Source organism: Lachnobacterium bovis DSM 14045 (genome assembly GCF_900107245.1).
Taxonomy (GTDB): domain Bacteria; phylum Bacillota; class Clostridia; order Lachnospirales; family Lachnospiraceae; genus Roseburia; species Roseburia bovis.
This window is the reverse complement of the sequence record NZ_FNPG01000016.1, coordinates 53,590-76,156: the sequence shown is the minus strand read 5'-3', so window position 1 is coordinate 76,156 and position 22,567 is coordinate 53,590. Positions and strand designations below refer to the sequence as shown.

Below are 22,567 nucleotides of genomic sequence, written 5' to 3'. Positions count from 1 at the left end.
TATCATCTCTGCTAGAAGAAGTCGTTGCAAAAGTAAACTAGACTTTTTTAGCCATTTTCAGTTGTCAAAGTACAGGTTTAGTTTTTCATTCTAGGGTTAATTTACTGTTTATTCTACTATATTATAAGTCCAATAATTCGTACTTTTTATTTAATTAATTTTAAAATTTCCCTTAAATAGCTCATAATTATCTATTACGTCATAATCTGCATACTCTGTATCAATCTTTTCAAATAGAATTCCTTGAAACATTGATGATTTTGTATAATCTAATGTATTATCATCTAGCTTTATTTTTAATTTTGCAAACATTATTTTTATCCTCATATATATCAAATTACTTTTTCACGCAACATATTCAGTATATTATTATTATTATCTTTTTTCAATATACAAATACGAATATTTAAATATTTTCTCATATTATTCGTATTTATCTAAATTTATTGATTACTTTGCAAATATTTTGTATACAATAAAATCTCCCAAACAAACACCGAGCATTCAAATATTTCATCCTCTAAAAATATTTGAAAGCCCTGCATCTGCGGGAGATTTTATATAATATCTAATTTTTACCGCTTTAAAAACAGCGATTTTTTATTCTACAAATTTTTAATTCTCTCAAGAGCCTCTAATGATGCTTCTTGTGTACCAAATGCTGTCAATCTGAAGTATCCTTCACCGCTTGGTCCGAAACCTGAACCTGGAGTACCTACTACATTTGCTTTTTCTAATAAGAAATCAAAGAAATCCCATGATGTCATTTTATCTGGAGTTTTTAGCCAAATATATGGAGCATTAACACCACCGAATACTGTATATCCAGCATCTTTTAATCCTTCTTTAATGATTTTTGCATTCTGCATGTAGTAATTTACCTGTTCTTTTAATTGAGCTTTTCCTGCTTCAGAGTAAACTGCTTCACCTGCTCTTTGAACAATGTAAGGTGCACCGTTGAATTTAGTTCCGTGACGTCTTGCCCACATATCTCTAACAGAAACACCGTCTACTTTTAAGTCTTTTGGAACTACTGTAAATCCTAAACGAACACCTGTAAATCCTGCGTTTTTAGAGAAACTTCTAATCTCGATTGCACATGTTCTTGCACCTTCACACTCATAAATTGAATGTGCAACATCTTCTTCACTAATATAAGCTTCATAAGCTGCATCATATATAATAACTGCTTTATTTTCGTTTGCATAATCAACCCATTTCTGTAAATCAGCTTTATTTAAAGTTGTACCTGTTGGGTTGTTTGGTAAACATAAATAAATTACATCAGGTGTTTCTTTTGGAAACTCTGGTACAAAATTATTTTCTGCTGTTGTTGGCATATAAATAACATTGCTCCATACTTCTGTCGCTTTATCGTAAACGCCCGTTCTTCCTGCCATTACATTTGAATCAACGTAAACTGGGTAAACTGGATCACATACTGCTATTCTACAGTCTGGTCCAAATAATTCCTGAATATTACCAGAATCACTCTTTGCACCATCTGAAACAAAGATTTCATCTGCTTCAATATCACAATTTCTTGCTTTATAATCATTTTCTACAATTGCTTTTCTTAAAAATTCATATCCTAAATCTGGAGCATATCCTCTAAATGTTGAAGGATCTGCCATTTCGTCTACTGCTTTATGAAGAGCTTCGATAATTGCAGGTGCTAATGGCTGTGTAACATCACCAATACCTAATCTAATAATTTTTTTATCAGGATTAGCACTTTCAAAAGCTGCTACTTTTTTTCCAATAGTACTAAATAAATAACTTCCTGGTAATTTTAAATAATTTTCATTAACTGTAAACATTTTATTCTCCATTCTTTATTGATTGATTTTGTATATATTATTTTATTTACATGCACACTCACATGTTATATATTAACATAATTTAATTATCCCAACAAACTCAAAATCATTTGAGCTGTTTCAAGAAAACTGATACCATTATCCATACTTCTTTTTTGTATGTATCTGTGAGCCTCCTCTTCCGTCATATTATTACGATTCATAAGAATGGCCTTGGCTTCTTCTATCTGTTTCTTTTCTTCTGGTGTACGTTCTTTTAGTTTCTTACGTTTCTTTTTTCGACGGTTAATAGAATAATCCATCATCTCAATTGTTTCTAAAAGTTCATGCACCTTTATTGGTAAATATAAACAAACTAATCTTTGTTTATCGTCACCTACCACAAATCTATCGTCAACTGCCTGAGGTGATGCTACAAGCAGCATCTGAAAACTAGGCGGCATATATTCAAAAATCGTTGTATATCGCATATCAACAAATTGGTTACCACATACTAGAATTCCACTTTCCAAATTTCCCATGCTAGCAAGCGCTGCAGCTCCAGTTGTACAAACATTTTTCACACTATAACCGCTTTGTGTCAATATTTTTTTTATTTTTTGTGCAATTTTCTCATTAGGAAAAGCCACTATAATATTGTTCACAATCTTACCTCATAATTCTTTAGATTCTTTTTACGTATATCTTTGATATCGTATATTTAAAAATTCCTATACTTTCGATATCTTAAATTTTATAGAGGTATTGATCGATTTCCCACTGTGAAATCTGTTCTCTATATCTTGTCCATTCATCCATTTTTGCAGCAACTATTTTAGAAACCATTAAATCTCCAAGAACTGATTTTACATAATCATCCTTTTGTAATTCTTTTATTGCTTCAAATAAATTTTGTGGTAATTCTTCGATTTTTAATTTTTCAATATCTTCTTGTGTAAGTTCAAAAACGTTTCCATGAACTCCCTCTGGTGGAACAATTTTGTTTTCAATTCCATCAAGTCCAGCTGCTAAGCAAACTGCAAAAGCTAAATATGGATTAGCTGAAGGATCCGGACATCTGAGTTCTATTCTTGTTTCCTCTTTTCTTGGAGTTGGAATCCTAATAAGAGGACTTCTGTTTGTAGCTGACCATGCAATATAAATTGGTGCCTCATAGCCTGGAACAAAACGTTTATATGAATTAATAAGTGGATTTGTAATTGCTGTCATTCCCTTCATATGTTTCATTATTCCACCTATAAAATAATATGCATCCTGACTTAATTCTAGCTTACCATTTTCATCGTAAAAAATATTTCTACCATTTTTACACAAAGACATATTAATGTGCATACCTGAACCACTTACACCACATTTTGGTTTTGGCATAAAACTTGCGAATAGTCCATGTCGTTTTGCAATAGTTTTTACCGCTAATTTAAATGTCATAATATTGTCAGCTGCCTCAAGTGCTTCTGTATATTTTAAATCAATTTCATGCTGAGCTGGTGCAACTTCATGATGAGATGCCTCAACTTCAAAATCCATATCCTCTAATGTTAAAACCATGTCACGTCTTGCATTTTCGCCTAAATCAACAGGTCCTAAATCAAAGTATCCACCTTTTTCATGGCTTATTGTTGTAGGCTGTCCGTTTTCATCCTGATGAAATAGGAAGAATTCACACTCACTTCCGACTTGGAATGTATATCCCATATCATGTGCCCTTTTTAACTGCTGTTTTAAAATATAACGACAATCACACTCAAATGGTGTTCCGTCAGATTTTCTGATATCACAGATAATTCGTGCTACTTTTCCCGTCTGTGGTCTCCATGGAAAAATAACAAATGTATCTAAATCAGGATACAAATACATATCTGATTCTTCTATTCTTACAAATCCCTCTATTGATGAACCATCAAACATGCATCTATTATCTAATGCTTTTTCTAACTGACTAGATGTAATTGCAACATTTTTAAGTGTTCCAAAAATATCTGTAAATTGAAGTCTGATGAATTCAACATCTTCTTCCTCTACCATTCTTACTATATCTTCTCTAGTATATTTAGGCATTTTCATCTTCCTCTACTTTCCTAGTTATATCATCCTCGAATAATTATTAATGCTATTTATTCATAGATAATAATTTTCTGCCAAATGTTTTTTAATTATCTTTTACAAAGTGCAAGCACCTCTTCAAATTTTAGTTTTCCGCCAAAAATATCTAAAGCGCTTCCAACTGTGATATTTATTTTATTTTTCCCTAATTTCTTAATGAGTTCAATATCTTCGTACGTGCTGATTCCACCTGCGTAAGTTATAGGAATCTTGCCCCAATCTCCTAAAAGTCTGACAACATTCTCTTCTATGCCGCTTGCTTTTCCTTCAACATCTACAGCATGAATCAAAAACTCACTACAATATTCACTTAACTCATCTAATAACTGATAATCTAATATTTCATCTGTAAATTTCTGCCATCTATCAGTCACGACATAATAATTTGAATCTTTTTTTCTGACACTTAAATCTAAAACTAAATTATCTCTTCCGACCGCTGATATTATTTTTTTCAAATTATCGTAATTGATTTTTCCTTCTTTAAAAACAAAGGACGTCACAATCACTTTATCAGCGCCACATTCAAGATATTCTTTAGCGTTCGTATTATTAATACCTCCACCTATTTGAAAGCCTTTATTATACGATTGTAGCGTTTTAACTGCCTGTTGTCTGGTTGCCTCATAGTACTTACTGCCTTTATGATTTAACAGTATGATATGACCACCTTTTAAACCATATTTTTTATAAAGTTTCCCATAATAGTCACCATCAACTTCTGAAACAAAATTCTCTTTTGCTACATCATTGGTATCTCTTAAACTACCACCAACAATCTGCTTTACCTTACCATTGTGAATATCTACACACGGTCTAAACTCCATTAAACTATCTCCTTATTTAATGCTTTAATCTAAAAAAAGACAAAAAAGTAGCACAAGATGCGACTTCTTTGTCCTCTTAATTATCACTTTTTATACATTCTTTTTCTGCAAATTAGTATACAATAACTATTTTAAAATATCAAGCCGTTTACTAATAATAATTATTTATAATTTTTATTCAAAAATTTCATAAACAATCTTGACATTGTGCCAGAATTTTGCTATATTTTTTCCAATATGAAGCGAATTCTCAGAAACTATACAGCCCAAAATTGGTGAATTCTAGCATTTTTTCTAGCTATTTCTCTTAATTTTTATAACAATCTTATATTTTTCTGAGTAATTCAAGACGCCGTTTATCATTTTTTTGATAAACATTTGTTTATTTTTTTTCGTAAAAATTTTTATAATAATTTGTATTTAAGAAAGTGAGGATTTTTAAAAAATGGGTACTATTATCGGCGATGGAATTACATTTGATGACGTGTTATTAGTTCCTCAATATTCGGAGGTTACACCAAACTTAGTTGATTTAAGAACACATCTTACAAAAAAAATCGTATTAAATATTCCTATGATGAGTGCGGCGATGGACACCGTAACAGAATCAAAAATGGCTATTGCCATGGCAAGACAAGGTGGAATTGGAATCATCCACAAAAATATGTCTATTGAGGCACAGGCTGATGAGGTTGACAAAGTAAAACGTTCAGAAAATGGCGTAATTACTGATCCATTTTATCTTTCTCCAGATCATACATTAAAGGATGCTGATGACTTAATGGCTAAATTCCGTATTTCTGGTGTGCCAATCACAGAAAATGGAAAATTAGTTGGTATTATCACTAACCGTGATTTAAAATTCCAAACAGATTACACTAAAAAAATTAGTGAATGTATGACTTCTGAGAACTTAGTTACTGCTCAAGAAGGTATTACTATTGAAGCAGCTAAAGAAATCTTAGCTAAAGCTAAAAAAGAAAAATTACCAATCGTAGATGCTGATTTCAATCTTAAAGGTTTAATTACTATTAAAGATATTGAAAAACAAATTAAATATCCTAACTCTGCCAAAGATGAACAGGGACGTCTTCTTTGTGGTGCTGGTGTAGGTATTACAGCTAACATGATGGAAAGAGTTGAAGCTCTTGTTAACGCTCATGTTGACGTAATCGTTGTTGACTCAGCTCACGGCCATTCTAAGAACATCATTGAAGCAGTTAAGAAAATCAAAAACACATATCCAGATTTACAGGTTATCGCTGGTAACATTGCTACTGGTGCTGCTGCTAAAGCTTTAATCGAAGCTGGTGCTGATGCAGTTAAAGTTGGTATTGGACCTGGATCAATCTGTACAACTCGTGTAGTTGCAGGTATCGGTGTTCCTCAGATTACAGCCATCATGGACGTATACAAAACAACTAAAGAATATGGCGTTCCATGTATCGCTGATGGTGGAATCAAATTCTCTGGTGATATGACAAAAGCTCTTGCAGCTGGTGCAAACGTATGTATGATGGGTTCTATGTTTGCTGGTTGTGATGAAGCTCCAGGTGAATTCGAAATCTACCAAGGTAGAAAATACAAAGTTTACCGTGGTATGGGTTCTATCGCGGCTATGGAAAACGGTAGTAAAGATCGTTACTTCCAGACTAACGCTAAAAAACTCGTTCCAGAAGGTGTTGAAGGACGTGTTGCTTACAAGGGAAGCATCGAAGATACTATCTTCCAATTAGTTGGTGGTATCCGTTCAGGTATGGGTTACTGTGGTTGTCCTACAATTGAAGACTTAAAAGAAAATGGTCAATTTGTAAAAATCACTTCTGCTTCATTAAAAGAAAGTCATCCACATGATATTCACATTACTAAAGAAGCTCCTAACTACACAACTGAGGCTTAATTTTAGGAGTTAGGCTTGCTTTCAGGAATGATGCTTGCTTTTAATAATTAATAAAATTTAATAAATCAGACTTAACAAGTGGCTAATATTATCCGATTTAATGGATAGTATTAGCCACTTTTATTAGACATTTTTATCAAAAATGTGTATAATAAAAGTATTACTTATGTAAAATATTACTTAATGAGGTGAATTTTTTTTGGATAATAGCGACATATGGAAACTTATAATTTTAATAGTTTTATTGATTCTTTCTGCTTTTTTTTCATCAGCAGAAACTGCTCTTACAACAGTCAATAAAATTAAGCTTCGTACTCTTGCTGATAATAAAAATAAGAAAGCATCACTGGTTCTCAAAATTACAGATGATAGCTCAAAAATGTTGTCCGCAATCTTAATAGGAAATAATATTGTCAACCTATCTGCATCTTCACTTTCTACTTCTCTTGCTATAAAGTATTTTGGAAGCTATGCAGCTGGAATTGTGACAGGTATTTTAACTCTTGTAATTTTGATTTTTGGTGAAATAACTCCTAAAACTCTTGCAACTATCCAAGCTGAAAAATATTCGTTTAGATATGCAAGAATAATTAGCGTGTTAATGCTTATTTTTACACCATTTATTTTTATTTTAAATAATCTATCAAAAATAGTACTTTTCTTATTTAGAATTGATCCTGATAAAATTAACCAGACAATTTCTGAAGAAGAAATCCGCACAATAGTAGACGTTGGACAAGAAAGTGGTGTTATTGAACACGAAGAGCGTGATATTATCCACAATTTATTTGATTTTGGTGATGCAAACGCTAAAGAAGTAATGGTTCCACGAATCGATATGGTTTTTATATCAATTGACTCAACTTATGATGATATTATTGAAGTTTTTAAAGATAACAAATTTACTAGACTTCCTGTTTATGAGGATACAACCGACAATGTCGTTGGAACAATTAATATAAAAGACTTGCTTCTTTGCAAAAATCAAACAAATTTTACAATTAACTCTATTTTACGTAAACCATATTTCACTTTTGAATCCAAAAATACTGCTGATTTATTTATTGAAATGCGTAAAAACTCCATTTCAATGGCAATTGTTCTCGATGAATATGGTTCAACCGCTGGTCTTATTACTTTAGAAGATTTACTTGAAGAAATAGTTGGAGAAATTCGTGATGAATATGATTTTGATGAAGAAGATGACATTACCCAGATTTCCGAACGCGAATTTTTAGTGCTTGGATCTGCAAATATTGATGATGTTTCTAACACGTTAAAAATCCACTTAGAATCAGATGATTATGATACTATAGGTGGTTACTGTTTAGGCCTTCTTGATCATTTACCTGTAAAAAATGAAATTGTAATTAACGACGATAATGTTCTTTTAAAAATAAATCAGGTTGATAAAAATCGTATTGAGAGAGTCTACATCAAGCTGCCATCTGAAGAAATACATTCTTAAGTTAATGTGTAACCTTTAAAATTTAAAACTTATAGAGTTCTTATCCTAGGGATTTACATTTTTCTTTATTTATATGATTTGTTTTTCCAAGACGCTCTTTTCATATATTTTAAGGTTTTTGCAAATCCCTATGATTCTCTATTATAAATTCTATTTTGTACTATTGATTCTATTTTAACAAATCTTTATATTCACTTTTTTTCCATATGGAGTATTTGAATAATGTGTCTTTATATTTGTTTTCATAAAATCTTATTTTTCCAGTTGCATCTTTTCCGTTAAGAGATTTAGTATTTGTAACACTGATAGTTATTTCTTTTTCAACGACTTGCCCATGCTGATCTATAACTCTAATTATTTCTGTTATTTTTGCTTGATCTATTAAATTTTTGAATTCGTCTTCACTATAGTTTATAAGTTTGAGTGAGTTTTTAAGATTTTTTCCATAGGGAATATTTCCATCTTCTCTATCATCTGCACTAATGTGCTTTGCAATTTCTTTTTCGGTTATTAATCCTTTTTTTGCATCTTCAAGACTATAATACAAATCTGCTGCTTTAATATTCGGCCAATAATTCCAAGTCGCATAAATGAAAATTACAGCATTATTTGTGTGAAGGCAATTTGCTTTTGTCGCTAATTCTTTTACTGATATTGTTTGATTTTCTTTTAATTCTGGGAAAAGAGCCTTTTTATCTTGACTCCAACCTAGATAAGTAGATTCTTTAATTGGATTTTCGTAGAAATTTTTTAATGTTGTAATAACCTGACTATATTTTACAATTGTATCGTTGACGTGCCCACTTTTTGCACCGTTTCCATCATACCGAATAATGTATGTATTTTCTTCCCAAATTGCATATAGATCAATTCTCGGAGATTTTGACAGCAGCCACTCTTTTTTTAATTTATCTTGCGTGTTGTATTGAATTTTTCCTGATGATTGAAATACCCAACCAGTCTGATGAAAACCATCCTTTAACCATCTTTCATTTCTCCAATTGTTGGTATTTATAACAAAATCATTGTCTCCATATGTAAACGTTTCTGTATGCACGACTGTATCGTTTCCATTTATATTTCTGTGAAAAACAATTTTTGTTTGCTTACGTTTTGTAGTAGCTCGATATGTAATATCCGTTACCGCTTTCATATTGAAACTTTCAACATTTATTTTTTTATTTGAAATTGATTGATTTGCTGCCCAAACTATTTTCCATCCTGTAAAATCAAAACCTTCTTTTGTACTCTCAGAAATTTTTACATTTGTTCCATACAAATAGTTTCCGTTTCCAGATGTACTTGCAATTCCTTCATCTCCTTCAACTTTGACTCTTATCATAAGACCGTCTATTTGTTTATTAAAGTATGATTTTAGTTTTTCCTTTGTAGCACTTCTCCATGGTGCAGCATTAGCAATCCCATTGTAATCCGTATAAAAATGTGCAGAGTCTCTTGTACAACCGTTATCATCCATGTCAGAAAGAAGTACTCCATTTTGTTTCAAAGTGACACATGCGTCAAGCGTAAAAGTTGTTTGCCCATTATTCATTGCATTCCTAGCCTGTTGAGACATTCTATTTTTTAATACGTTAAGATTAATTGAATACAAACTATATTCAATACCATTATCTGACATTTCTGAAATTCTTTGCATATATGAGCCACCTAGCTTAAAAAAAATTTCTTCGCGTTTTGTACCTTGCGCATCGTTATACCATACGTTGACTTTCCAACCAATCGTTGAGTAACGAATTCCTTGAGAAATAGCAGATGTTCCTTCCGTTCCATATAGAATATCTCCATTACCTGAATAATTATCCCACATTTTTTCTGTATTACCTTGATTTGGATTTGATGTATTAGCAAGATTTTCCTGTGAAATAAATTTTACTGCATTATTAAACTGTTGCACAAATGTTTTTGCATCATAGTTTGCCGCTTTCACAGGCTTTGACAAATTATTCATTGTCAACAGCACAAAAAATAAACAGGAAAAAAATTTAATGTACTTGTATACTTTTCCTAATTGGTCCTGTTTTGGCTTTTTTCTTATTTCTTGTTTTGGTTCCTTTTTAGTTTCTTGTTTTGTTATTTCTTGTTTTGTTTTACTTCTTATGTTACCCTTTATTTGATTTTCTATTTTTAAATTTATTCTTCTATCCATATTTTCTATCCATGTAAACTATTTTTATTTTTCTATCAAACTATATTCAACTTCATTTGGCATTTCATTAGTTACACTTATCTTTTCTCCTGGTTTTATAAGTATCATTTCTTTTTTTACCTGCTTCTTTTGAATATTAGGATTTGGAACAGGGATATATTCTGGCACTTTATAAACGCTACCAACTTTTAACCTGACTTTTTTATAAACTATATCTCTATCATAAAAAATAAGAGTTCTATACTCTGTTTTTTCTTTGAGGCTAATATCCTCTTTGTCAAAAATAATTTGTTTATAAACCTTTATATTCTTTATTTTTCCTGAAAAAATTCGGTATTTATCATGCACTTCTACGCAAATTATACCTTTGTTTAAATCATATTTAAGTATGCTTATTTTCAGTTCATCTTTATCTTTAATAAAAATCATCCTATTCTCAAGCTCTTTTTTTAACTTGTTTTCGCCCGGATTTTGAATAATTTTTCCTAATTTTGTAGTTTTTTCTTCTTTTAAATCTTTCTTTAACTCATTTGAGTTTTCTTCATTGGCTTCTTCAACTTGAGTAACAATTGACAAATTATTTTTCATATGTTCATACATAACATCCGATGTAACTTTTTCTATCTGATTCTTTCTAGAATTCACATTATACAACGTAAGAATTATTGCAATTACATATATCATTGTCAAAGCCGAAAAAATTCCAACTACAACATTCTTCATCTTTTTTTACCTCTCTATACTTGGTTGAACTGGTATTGTAATTTTAGACATTGTTTTTTTATTTGATAAATCTCTACTTTCACAAAAAAAGGTGTATTCTCCAGCTCGATAAAAAACTATAGAGTTTCCTTGGATTTTGTATTGTGAATTGCTTTTTATTTGAGAATTATTTCTATTTTGAGATTCTTTTTTTCTTATGCTAATTATTCTTATTTTTAATATTCTTCCTTCTTGATCCTCAGAAACAAACAAATCATCTAAAGCATACGAAACGTTTGTAAACACCTTTTTCTCATTTTTATAATTAATTCGAGGTCTTTGACGCTGCATGACTTCTGCAAATTTTTGATTATTTCTATTTTCTAAGGATACTTTTGTTTTCTTTATTCTTTCTTGTATTATTTCTTTTGATGCATTAGAAATTGACTTGTTTCCAGGAACTCCAAATAAAAATCCAATACAGCACAACGATACAACTGCAACTATTAAAACTGCTGCATAATGATTTATTATCTCTTTCATCTACATTCCTCTTTTCACAAAAAAATCTAGAAATTTTAAAAATGGTGAATTTGTTTTCACAAACACCACATTAAAAATAATTAAGAATGCTAAAGCTCCAACAGTCGCCAAAATAATTTGCCCATATTCTTCTATTATTTTTTTCATTTCTTCACCCATATTAATACTTTAAACTTTATATATTTTTGTGGTTACAATGGCAAAACGTCAACTACCATTTTAAGGCTTACTAGTACAGCACCTCCTAGGATTCCAATTATCAAGGAGCCTCCATATTCTTCAATTAATTCTTTCATTTTCCACCTCTTTCTAACCTAGAATCAAGTTTTTACCTTGCATATCCTTCAAGCTTATATTCTTGTTTTAATTGCCAAAAAGCTATATTGATTGGAAATTTTAATTCAACTTTTGCAATTTTTGCATCTTCTGGATCTTTATTTTCTTGTTTTATTTTTTCTAAATCTTCATAAAAAACTTTTGTTGAAACTGAATAACCTTTTTTTCTTGCGTCATTTTCACATTGTGCAATGACCTTGCTATTGAAATTGCTATTTTCAATTTCATTTATAATGCAGGCGTGTTCATTTTGTGCAATCATTACTTCTAAAAATATTGATATAATTGACACAGAAGTTATCACTAAAAACATTATTAAAAACACACCTAGAAACGATTTTATGACCTGATTCATTTTATCCTCCAATTTTTGTTGATGTTAAAAACGTGACCATAAACACAGCCATATCAACTACCAATTTAAGTGACGCTGACAAAACTGGTGCCAAGAAAAGCAGATACAAATTTGCATTTAAATCTTTAAATCTATTTTTTTCTGCTTTATTTAACATCTTCTGATTTTTTTCAATGATTTTTTTTATTTGTTCATCTGCATCAGCTCCATTACCGCTGGACAAACTATACAACATACTCATCGCCGTTTTGATTTCTGCTATATCAAATTCTACAAAAAAATCATGATAAGGCTTAGCCGATTCAGGATTCATTGCGATTTTATCTATCAATATTTCTACTTCATCTCGTAAAATTCCAGGAATATTCTCCTTTGATTTTTCCAAAGCCACATAAACATTTTCATTTTGTAATAATAAAACCAAATCCATTAACCAAATAGGAAATGCGCGTTTTATTTCTTTTACCAATGTTTTTTTCACAATGCGTCTTCCAACTATTTCTTGGTTATATCCAAAAATAGAAAAAAGTAACATTCCTATTCCGCACCACTGATTTTTTAACATGAAAGAAATTATTGAAGCAACTAAGAATACTGTTCCAAAAACAAGAGAGGTTTTATTGATATGAGTTTTTGGGGATTTTTTATAATCATTAATTTTTTTAATATAATATTCGTCATTATTAATCTGATCTAATTTAAGTAAATCGACACTCAAAAATTTTTGTGCCCTATTAATTATAAACAAATCAATGATAAATACTACTACACTTAAAAACTGTACTGCATAATTTTTACTGATATCAACGTTTGCAGTAGGAATATAAAGCACCATGCCACAGATTAAAAGCGACATGATAACTGACAATACTACTTCTTTAAACATTCTTGTGCTTTCATGAACCATCTCATTTATTCGATATTCCCACATATTTTTCTTGTTTAACAAAAGTTCGATTGGTTTTTTTATGTTTCCACCGTGTTTTTCAACATAAAGCATAAATTCATGAATGTCTTTAAGCTGTCGACTTTCATATTCTTTTTCAATTATACAAAGTGCATCTTCCATCACATTATTACTGTCGAAAGTCATAGCGATATGGTTATTTGCCTTTTGAATTGTAGCTTTCATTTTACCTTCTGCTAATGAGTCATAAACTGAATTTAGTGAATCCTTTATTTTTCCACTTTGTAAAAAACTATACAACATTGTCTCTATATATCGTGCGACATCTTCGAAACGGTTTTTTTCATTTTTCATTTTAAAGTGTTCAACCATATAACCATACAACATAGGAATCGTTGCAATAAGCATGATTCCCATGAATGGCCATTGGAGCTTTAAAATTAAATGAAATAAAAATATAAGAGAAAATGCTATAATATAGCATGTATAAAAGTTTTTTCTACTAATTGATTGACCAATTTTATTTAATCTCTTTTGTAGTTTTTTATAAATCATAATAGCTCCTTTTTTATTTTTTAATATCCTTACATACAAAAGGATTTTTTATATTGTATTGTTCAAATTTTTGAATAACTGTTATTGGAATTCTATTAACTGTATTATCTGGATTAATTAAAAGCGTTCCATTTTTTACCACCATCGTTATTTCATTTTTATCCTTTTCTCTTGAAAAAAAACATACCTGATCGATATACCTAAAAGTCTTATCACCTATATTCTTTTTTCGAATAAGGATTCCAACATCTAGCGCTTGATAAACATCGTTTTCTAATCTATCTGCATCTACTCTGTTTTCTAGCATATTTAGAATTCTATCTGGAATGTTTCTAACATCCGACGTGTGTAGTGTTGTCATCCCTCGCACACCTGTTGACCAACTTTCTAACAAGTATTTTACTTCCTTTGATCTCGCCTCAGACAACATTATCCACTTAGGATTTAATCTTAGCGAAGCTTTTAAAGCATCCGAATATGTGAATTTATCCGAATTTACTTTTAACTCAACACAATCTTTTCTATGATTGGTCTTTGAATATCTTAGCTCTAATGTATCTTCAATTGTTATTACTCTTTCATTTTCCGGGATAAAATTAGAAAAATATTTTAGACATTCTGTTTTTCCAACACCTGGTTCTCCAGCAAACAAGAAATTCATTTTGCTATTAACACAATTAACCAGAAGTGACAATATTTCTTTAGAACAATAGTTTTTTTCAAGCATATCTTTTGTGGTCAACCGTATAATTGGTGGGGTTTTTCTGATACAAATAGTTCTACCCTGACGTGAAACAGATTCGTGAATAATTGTAACTCTAAGATCTGGTGTTTCGGCTTCTAGTTCTGGATTGCTTTTATTAAATTGACGGCTGACAGCATTTGCAATTCTCTGTGTAAACTGCTCAATAAATTGACCTGTAACGTATCTTTCAACATAATTTTCATCTGCTAAATAGCGATTATTGTAAATATCTGTCAACCAAACCTGACTTCCATTATAATCGACGTCCGTTACTTCATCATCTTCTATATAGCGCCATAATGGTCCAAAGTATTCTTGCCCTAAAATCATATAAACACCACCTGCACTACATTAATTTACAGTTTATACCAGCATTTTTATTGGCATTGTCCACAAAACTATTAATTATCTTGATAAATGCCTGACCTATAACACTACTGTTTCCTTGTCCTACCACAAAAATAATTACTGCAATAACTGATAAAATTGCAACTACTGTAATTAATACTCCTCCATATTGTTCAAATATTTCTTTCATATATATCTCCTTTTCTGATCTTTTTTATTTTTTTAGTTTCTTATTTTTTGGTGTTTTATAATTCTAAACACCATCTTTTATAAATTTACTTTATTTGCTTATTTTATTAGTTATTTATTTACTTAGTTTTCAACAAATTGTACGAAACTTTATAGCTTTTTCAACAATTGCTGCTTCATTATTTGTAATAAATGTGAATATGTTACGATTTGTAACAATTGATAATTAAGATTTATTGTCGCGACAAAAAAAATATTATCACACAATAATCCTTTTGTAAAGAAAAAATTATTTTCATAGTATAACTTTTTACAAATATTTCCGATAAATTTAAACGAACGAGTATATTTATTAGAAGGAGAATACTTATGCCACAAAATAAAATACCAAAAACAATAGGTTTTATTATTTCAAGTATAGATAGCAGTTACAGAGATTCTTTAGTTGATGCTCTATGTAATCAGTTTTATGCAAAGGGTTATACTGTATTAATGGGCATGACGAGTCATGATTTAAAAAGAGAACGTGAGTTATTTGTTACATTTTCACAATTAGTTGACTGCATTATCGTTATTTCTAATGCTGAAAAATATGAACAGATTGAAGATGTTGTTCCATCTGATATTCCTGTTTTATTTTTAATAAATAAACCTGAAGGCACAACAAAAAGTGCCATTATGGAAAACGATTATAGTGCTTTTTATCAAGCCGTTGTTTCATATGCAGCTTCTCACCATCATAAAGTTGCATATGTTTGCTCAAACATTAAAGTTTCATCCTCTAAGGAAGTTTTAAAGGCATATGTTGATTCTTTAAATTCTTCACAAATTCCTTATGATGATAGTTTGATTTATGATGTGATGGATAATCCAGAATTCGATGCTGGAAATTTAGTTTCTGATATGTTATGTAAGGGGTGTGGAGCTATCATATGTACAACACCAAATATAACTAATCGTTTTCTTGATTATTTACTTTTTAATGCACAAAAGAATTCTAATCATCCGATTTCAATATATGGATATGGAAATCAGTCTCACAACTTGATTACTCAGTTAAATATTAATATTGTAGTTCATCCTCACAATCAAATTGTAAACTTAGCTGTAGATCAGGCTTTATATCTAATGAAGCATCCACATCAGACCGCTCATAGAGATTTCCTTGTTAAGGGTAAACTAAAAATGTATACCTACGATGGTATAAACAATCCTTAATTTACAACTTTGATTTGCAATTGGTAATTATATACTTTTTAGTATATTGATTATATTTAATTCTCACAATTCTACGATAAACAATGGTTCGACGCAAAAAAAGGCTAATCAACTGATTAGCCTTTTTTGCTTTATGTTATAAGAATCGTAATGTATTATCGCATTTTTTATTACTTTCTCTTACATACAATTATATATATTTACCAAAAAAATTTAGAATTCCTTTTCAAACTCTTTAATTAAAGTACTTCTTTTGCTGTATTAACTTCAAATACTTTGCTTTCAGTTTTTTCTAAACATTTATTGACACTTACTAATTTTGTACAAGTAATGAATACTTCTGTTGCTTTCTTTAACTCGTCCATTGATGGATAAGTTGGAGCAATTCTAATTGTAGAATCTTTCTCATCTTTTCCATAAGGGAATGGTGCACCAGCACCTGTCATTGTAACGCCAGCTTCTTTACATTTTCCAATGATTTCTTTTGCACATCCTTCTAAAGATTCAAAACATACAAAATATCCACCAACTGGATCAACCCAATTACCAATTCCTAAAGGTTTGATTTCTTCGTTTAACATATCAATTAACATTTCGAATTTTGGTCTTATGATATCTGCCTGTTTTTTCATATGAGCCTTGATTCCATCAATGTTTTTGAAATATTTAACGTGACGTAATTGATTAATTTTATCGTGACCAATTGTCTGTACTGTTAATTTACTCTTAATATCTTTTAAGTTTTCTTCTGAAGAAGATAATGCTGCAATACCTGCTCCTGGGAATGTTACCTTACTTGTTGAGCAGAATTGGTATACCATATCTGGGTTACCAGCTTTAGCACATTCATCTAAAATATTTAAGATTTCAGCCTGATTATCTTCATATAAATGATGTACAGCATATGCGTTATCCCAGAAAATTCTGAAGTCTTTTGCAGCTGGTTTTAAATTTGCAAAACGTCTTACAGTTTCATCTGAATAAACTACACCCTGTGGATTTGAGTATTTTGGAACACACCAAATACCTTTAACTCTTTCATCGTTATTTACATATTTTTCAACTAAATCCATGTCTGGGCCTTCGCTTGTCATTGGAATATTAATCATTTCAATTCCAAACGTTTGTGTGATTTTAAAATGTCTATCATATCCTGGAACTGGACATAGGAACTTAACTTTATCAAGCTTGCTCCATGGAGTATTACCACAAATACCAAAAATTTCAGCTCTTGCAACTTGATCATACATAATATTTAAACTTGAATTACCATAAACGATAACATTTTCTTTTTTACAACCTACTACTTCAGCCATTAGCTCTTTAGCTTCTTCGATACCATCCATGATACCGTAGTTACGACAATCAGTTCCGTCTTCTGCTTTTAAAATATCATCTTTTGTTAAAACATTTAAAAGATCCATTGATAAATCTAACTGTTCTGAAGAAGGCTTTCCTCTAGCCATGTTAAGCTGTAAACCTATCTCTTTAATCTTTTTGTACTCTGCTTCAAGTTGTTGTTTTTCTTGTAATAATTCAGCTTTTGTCATTTCTTGGTACTTTTTCACAATTTTTTCCTCCTAAATTTAGCCAACAAAATATTATTGGTTATTTTATCTTTTTAAAATAATCCACTATTTGCTCTTCATAACCAATATCTGTTGGTTCATAGAACTTAGCATCTTTAAGTTCATCTGGCAAATACTGTTGCTTAACGTAGTGATTTGGATAATCATGGGCATATTTATATCCTATGCCATGTCCAAGCTTGGCCGCATCCTTGTAATGTGCATCTTGCAAATGTGTTGGAACCTGTGGAATTTTCTCACTTTTGACAATTGCTAATGCTTTATCTATCGATAAATACGATGCATTACTTTTGGGCGCTGTTGCCACGTAATTAACTGCTTCTGCTAAAATAATTCTAGCTTCTGGCATTCCAATTCTTTCGACTGCAGTAGCTGCCGATGTTGCAACCACTAAAGCATTCGGATCAGCTAGACCTACATCTTCTGCTGCACAAATCATAATTCTTCTTGCTATAAACTTAATATCTTCGCCTGCATAAAGCATTCTGGCTAGATAGTATATTGCTGCGTCTGGATCCGAGCCTCTCATACTTTTTATAAAAGCAGATACTGTATCATAATGATTATCTCCATTTTTATCGTATGAAATAACTCTTTTTTGAATACACTCACTTGCAACATCAATTGTTATATGAATATATCCATCATTATCTCTTTCTGTTGTTAAAACCGCCAACTCTATGGCTTTTAAAGCATTTCGTGCATCTCCATTAGATACACCTGAAAGGAATTCTAGAGCGTCATCATCAATCTTAGCATTGAATGCTCCTAATCCTTTTTCTTTGTCTGTTATTGCCCTTTTAAGTAAAATTTTAATATCTTCTGTTCCTAGTTTTTTTAGTTCGAAGATACTAGAACGTGATAACAAAGCTCTATTCACCTCAAAATAAGGATTCTCAGTTGTAGCTCCAATCAAAACAACTGTCCCATCTTCCACAAAAGGAAGCAAATAATCTTGTTGTGCTTTGTTAAAACGATGAATCTCGTCTATAAACAAAATTGTTTTTTTACCATACATTCCAAGATTATCTTTAGCCTTTTTTACGACATCTTCCATATCTTTCTTACCGGAAGATGTTGCATTAATCTGCATAAACTCAGCACTAGTTGTATTAGCTATAACTTTTGCCAAGGTTGTTTTACCAGTTCCTGGAGGGCCATATAAAATAATTGAGCTTAATTTATCAGCTTTAATAGCTCTATATAACAATTTATCACGGCCAATTATATGCTCTTGACCCACCACCTCATCTAAAGTCGTAGGACGTAATCTAGCTGCAAGCGGTACTTCTGTTTTACCATTCTGCTCACGCATGTAATCAAATAAATCCATATAAACTCATTCTTCTCCTTTTTAAGATAACTTCATAATTGTATAACAATTGTTTATGAATTATTTATGAATTATTCAGAATTCATTCTTGCATTTTACAATGCATTTTAAGCATATAACCATATATCAGCTAAATTTTTGACGGATTTAAACCGTAAAAATTCATTCCTGAATATAGCATACCCTATTTTGCTATACTTTACAATACTAAAGTTATCATTTCTACATAGTGTACTAAAAATCTAATATTTTTCTGACTATTAGTGTGCATTTTGATATATATCTTTCTTATAAGTATTATTAAATAATGTTATATCAAATTCATAATATAAAATCAAAATTTTAAATACCTACTAATAAAGAATTATAACACAAAAGGATGTATCTCCTACAAAAAAGATACATCCTTTATACTTTTGTTACATATATACTTTTGTTACATTCATGCCCTTGTTACATTACTAAACCCTGCCACAAAGTTCTCCATTTTCATCAACATCAATTATTATCTTATCTTGTGGTTTAACTTTATCTGCTAAAATAAGTTTGGCTGAAATTGTCTCAACATACTTCAAAATATATCTCTTAAGTGGACGTGCTCCATACATCGGATCATAACCGCCTTCTACGATATTGTTTCTTGCAGCTTGTGTCAATTCAACCGAGATTTCTTTAGAATACAATCTCTTATTTAAATCAGCCATAAGTAAATCAATAATATTATTGATATTTGCTTTAGAAAGTGGTTTAAACATAATAATTTCGTCAAGCCTATTCAAAAACTCTGGTCTAAAATGCATTCTTAATTCTTCTTTTACCTGCTTTTTGACGTCAGGAGTTATCTTGCCGTCTTCATCAATACCCGCAAGTATTTCCTGCGAACCAAGGTTACTTGTCATAATAATGATTGTATTTTTAAAATCAACCGTTCTGCCCTGAGAATCTGTAATTCTTCCGTCATCAAGCACCTGTAATAAGATGTTAAACACATCTGGGTGCGCCTTCTCTACTTCATCAAAAAGTACAACTGAATATGGTTTACGTCTAACAGCTTCTGTTAACTGACCTCCTTCATCATATCCTACGTATCCTGGAGGTGCTCCAATAAGTCTAGACACTGAATACTTCTCCATGTATTCACTCATATCTAGTCGTATCATGTTTTGTTCATCATCAAATAAAGCCTCTGCTAACGCTTTTGCAAGTTCTGTTTTACCTACACCTGTTGGTCCTAAGAAGAAAAATGAACCAATTGGTTTAGTAGGATCTTTGATTCCAGCTTTTGAACGAATTATCGCTTCTGTAACTTTCGTTACTCCTTCATCCTGACCAATTACTCTTTCATGTAAAACTTTATCTAAATGTAGTGTTTTGTTTCTTTCACTCTCTGTTAATTTTTCAACAGGAATATTTGTCCATCTAGAAATAATCTTTGCTATTTCTTCATCACTTACACTTTCATGAACTAATGATAAGTCTTTATTCTTTAACTTTTCTTCTTCTTCATCTAATTCTTTTTGAAGTTGTGGCAAAACACCATACTGTAATTCTGCAGCTTTATTCAAATCATAGTTTTGCTGTGCATTTGTGATTTCCTTTTTAGTACTCTCAAGTTTTTCTCTTAATTTATGAACTTTTTCTAATGAATTCTTTTCATTATACCACTGAGCCTTTTTTACATTAAACTGGTCTAGCAACTCTGCTAATTCCTTCTGCAAATTTGCTAATCTGTTAATGCTCAAACTGTCTTTTTCTTTTTTTAGAGCAGTTTCTTCAATTTGCAACTGCATAACTTTTCTATTAAGTTCATCTAACTCAGCTGGCATTGAATCTATCTCTGTTTTAATTAGAGCACAAGCTTCATCAACTAAATCAATTGCCTTATCTGGTAAAAATCTATCACTTATGTATCTGTTTGACAAAACTGCTGCAGATACCAAAGCTGAATCTGTTATTTTTACACCATGGAAAACTTCATATCTTTCTTTCAATCCACGCAAAATAGAAATCGTATCTTCCACAGTTGGCTCTGAAACCATTACAGGTTGGAAACGTCTTTCAAGAGCTGCATCTTTCTCAATGTATTCTCTATATTCATCTAAAGTTGTAGCACCAATACAGTGTAATTCACCTCTAGCAAGCATTGGTTTTAACAACTGGCCTGCATCCATCGCTCCATCCGTCTTACCTGCTCCAACTATTGTATGTAACTCATCTATGAAAAGTATAATCTCGCCTTCCGATGATTTTACATCTTCAAGTACAGCCTTTAGCCTTTCTTCAAACTCACCTCTGTATTTGGCACCAGCAATTAAAGAACCCATATCAAGTGAAAAAAGCTTTTTATTCTTAAGTCCTTCTGGTACATCACCTCTTGCAATTCTTTGTGCTAAGCCTTCGACTACTGCCGTCTTACCTACACCTGGTTCACCTATTAAAACAGGATTGTTTTTTGTTTTTCTGGAAAGAATTCTGATTACATTTCTAATCTCTGAATCTCTACCAATAACTGGATCTAACTTCTGGTCTTTGGCTCTTTCAACCATATCATATCCATATTTATCTAAAGTATCATATGTTGCCTCTGGGTTATCTGTTGTCACTCTATGGTTACCTCTTACACTCTCTAATGCTTTTAAAAATTTATCCTTAGTTATTTGATATTCTCTAAATATCTCTTTGATTGTACGGCTAGGTTTCTTAAGCATTGATAAAAACAAATGCTCTACAGAAACATACTCGTCCCCCATTCTCTTGGCTTCATCTTCTGCACTTATAAGTACCTTATTAAGATATTGTCCCATATAAACGTTGCCGCCCGAAACTTTAACTCTCTTTGATAAAGCATCCTTTGCTGCCTGTAAAAATGAGTCTTTATCTATTTCCATTTTTTCGATTAGCCTAGGGATGATTCCGTCATTTTGTTGCACTAGAGCAACAAGTAAATGCTCTTGTTCTATCTCTTGGTTACCATATTCATAAGCTAACTTCTCACAATCATTAATTGCTTCTACCGACTTTTGTGTAAACTTTTGAATATTCATAAAGCACCTTGCCTCCTAACTTAAAAACTAATCATAAAAAAATATTTCCTTTTCTTATTATTAATGTAGCACTATCTGTTAGCACTGTCAAGTGGTGAGTGCTAATTTGTTCAGATTATTTATTTTATATATCATTTTCTATTTAAGTGAAAAAATGGATGCAAGCTGTACAATAATACAACTTAGCATCCATCTATTTAAGACAATTTGAAAATATGTATTTATGTTACTGTTAACATACCTTTTCATTCTTAAAACTTCATTATTTTGGTAAAGCCAAAACAACTGCCGCTAAAACAAATAATCCACCTACTGCTATTAACGCTTTAGACCACTTTGTTTTTTTGATATTATTGGCTCCAAAACTAATAGCAAAAATTCCTAATAATAGTGAACCTATCATAACCCAAAATCCCAT

The 22,567-nt window shown here is 31.0% G+C and carries 20 protein-coding genes; 3 read left to right on the top strand and 17 right to left on the bottom strand.

Annotated features, from left to right (window positions below):
• Positions 1-150: 150 nt before the first annotated feature.
• The 5 genes from BLV79_RS12755 to hisA all read right to left on the bottom strand — a co-directional run bounded on the left by BLV79_RS12755 (position 151) and on the right by hisA (position 4,750).
• Positions 151-312, bottom strand: coding sequence for a hypothetical protein (locus BLV79_RS12755; RefSeq protein WP_159429336.1), 162 nt, complete (start codon positions 310-312; stop codon positions 151-153).
• Positions 313-605: 293 nt separating this feature from the next.
• Positions 606-1,820, bottom strand: a complete 1,215-nt coding sequence (locus BLV79_RS07330) for an LL-diaminopimelate aminotransferase (RefSeq protein WP_074717594.1) — start codon at positions 1,818-1,820, stop codon at positions 606-608.
• A gap of 86 nt (positions 1,821-1,906) precedes the next feature.
• Positions 1,907-2,464 (bottom strand): ANTAR domain-containing response regulator, encoded by a 558-nt coding sequence (locus tag BLV79_RS07325; protein ID WP_074717592.1) that lies wholly within the window; start codon positions 2,462-2,464, stop codon positions 1,907-1,909.
• Between the two features lie 82 nt (positions 2,465-2,546).
• Positions 2,547-3,878, bottom strand: a complete 1,332-nt coding sequence (locus tag BLV79_RS07320) for a glutamine synthetase family protein (protein ID WP_074717590.1) — start codon at positions 3,876-3,878, stop codon at positions 2,547-2,549.
• Positions 3,879-3,973: 95 nt separating this feature from the next.
• Positions 3,974-4,750, bottom strand: a complete 777-nt coding sequence (gene hisA / locus BLV79_RS07315; protein ID WP_074717588.1) for a phosphoribosylformimino-5-aminoimidazole carboxamide ribotide isomerase — start codon at positions 4,748-4,750, stop codon at positions 3,974-3,976.
• 445 nt (positions 4,751-5,195) lie between these two features.
• Here hisA and guaB point away from each other — a divergent pair, with 445 nt between their 5' ends.
• A complete protein-coding gene (gene guaB / locus BLV79_RS07310) occupies positions 5,196-6,650 on the top strand; it encodes an IMP dehydrogenase (protein ID WP_074717586.1) in 1,455 nt (484 codons plus the stop codon).
• 199 nt (positions 6,651-6,849) lie between these two features.
• Positions 6,850-8,118: an HlyC/CorC family transporter gene (locus BLV79_RS07305; protein WP_074717584.1), complete on the top strand. Its 1,269-nt coding sequence runs from the start codon at positions 6,850-6,852 to the stop codon at positions 8,116-8,118.
• A 169-nt stretch (positions 8,119-8,287) separates the two neighbouring features.
• Here BLV79_RS07305 and BLV79_RS07300 read toward each other — a convergent pair whose 3' ends face one another.
• From BLV79_RS07300 to BLV79_RS07270, 8 genes are all read right to left on the bottom strand, one after another.
• Positions 8,288-10,285, bottom strand: a complete 1,998-nt coding sequence (locus tag BLV79_RS07300; RefSeq protein WP_074717582.1) for a hypothetical protein — start codon at positions 10,283-10,285, stop codon at positions 8,288-8,290.
• A 24-nt stretch (positions 10,286-10,309) separates the two neighbouring features.
• Complete coding sequence (locus BLV79_RS07295; RefSeq protein ID WP_074717580.1) at positions 10,310-11,008, bottom strand: hypothetical protein; 699 nt, start codon at positions 11,006-11,008, stop codon at positions 10,310-10,312.
• Between the two features lie 6 nt (positions 11,009-11,014).
• Complete coding sequence (locus BLV79_RS07290; RefSeq protein WP_074717578.1) at positions 11,015-11,530, bottom strand: hypothetical protein; 516 nt, start codon at positions 11,528-11,530, stop codon at positions 11,015-11,017.
• Entirely contained in the window at positions 11,531-11,689 is a 159-nt protein-coding gene (locus BLV79_RS12750; protein ID WP_159429335.1) for a hypothetical protein, read from the bottom strand.
• A 169-nt stretch (positions 11,690-11,858) separates the two neighbouring features.
• Positions 11,859-12,221 (bottom strand): hypothetical protein, encoded by a 363-nt coding sequence (locus tag BLV79_RS07285; protein ID WP_083354498.1) that lies wholly within the window; start codon positions 12,219-12,221, stop codon positions 11,859-11,861.
• Between the two features lies 1 nt (position 12,222).
• The gene (locus tag BLV79_RS07280) at positions 12,223-13,683 is read right to left on the bottom strand and encodes a hypothetical protein (protein WP_083354497.1); all 1,461 of its coding nucleotides are present in this window, start codon (positions 13,681-13,683) and stop codon (positions 12,223-12,225) included.
• A 13-nt stretch (positions 13,684-13,696) separates the two neighbouring features.
• On the bottom strand, positions 13,697-14,758 hold the full coding sequence (locus tag BLV79_RS07275) for an ATPase, T2SS/T4P/T4SS family (protein ID WP_074717576.1): 1,062 nt from the start codon (positions 14,756-14,758) through the stop codon (positions 13,697-13,699).
• A gap of 16 nt (positions 14,759-14,774) precedes the next feature.
• Positions 14,775-14,966: a hypothetical protein gene (locus BLV79_RS07270; protein ID WP_074717574.1), complete on the bottom strand. Its 192-nt coding sequence runs from the start codon at positions 14,964-14,966 to the stop codon at positions 14,775-14,777.
• A 368-nt stretch (positions 14,967-15,334) separates the two neighbouring features.
• On the opposite strand from BLV79_RS07270, the gene BLV79_RS07265 reads away from it, so the two are divergent.
• Positions 15,335-16,183 (top strand): LacI family DNA-binding transcriptional regulator, encoded by an 849-nt coding sequence (locus BLV79_RS07265; protein ID WP_074717571.1) that lies wholly within the window; start codon positions 15,335-15,337, stop codon positions 16,181-16,183.
• A 239-nt stretch (positions 16,184-16,422) separates the two neighbouring features.
• On the opposite strand, the gene BLV79_RS07260 is transcribed toward BLV79_RS07265, so the two are convergent.
• The 4 genes from BLV79_RS07260 to BLV79_RS12745 all read right to left on the bottom strand — a co-directional run bounded on the left by BLV79_RS07260 (position 16,423) and on the right by BLV79_RS12745 (position 22,567).
• Positions 16,423-17,751, bottom strand: coding sequence for an aspartate aminotransferase type Ic (locus BLV79_RS07260; protein ID WP_074717569.1), 1,329 nt, complete (start codon positions 17,749-17,751; stop codon positions 16,423-16,425).
• Positions 17,752-17,791: 40 nt separating this feature from the next.
• Positions 17,792-19,105: a replication-associated recombination protein A gene (locus BLV79_RS07255; RefSeq protein WP_074717567.1), complete on the bottom strand. Its 1,314-nt coding sequence runs from the start codon at positions 19,103-19,105 to the stop codon at positions 17,792-17,794.
• A 461-nt stretch (positions 19,106-19,566) separates the two neighbouring features.
• Entirely contained in the window at positions 19,567-22,149 is a 2,583-nt protein-coding gene (gene clpB / locus BLV79_RS07250) for an ATP-dependent chaperone ClpB (protein WP_074717565.1), read from the bottom strand.
• Between the two features lie 262 nt (positions 22,150-22,411).
• The gene (locus BLV79_RS12745; RefSeq protein WP_159429334.1) at positions 22,412-22,567 is read right to left on the bottom strand and encodes a hypothetical protein; all 156 of its coding nucleotides are present in this window, start codon (positions 22,565-22,567) and stop codon (positions 22,412-22,414) included.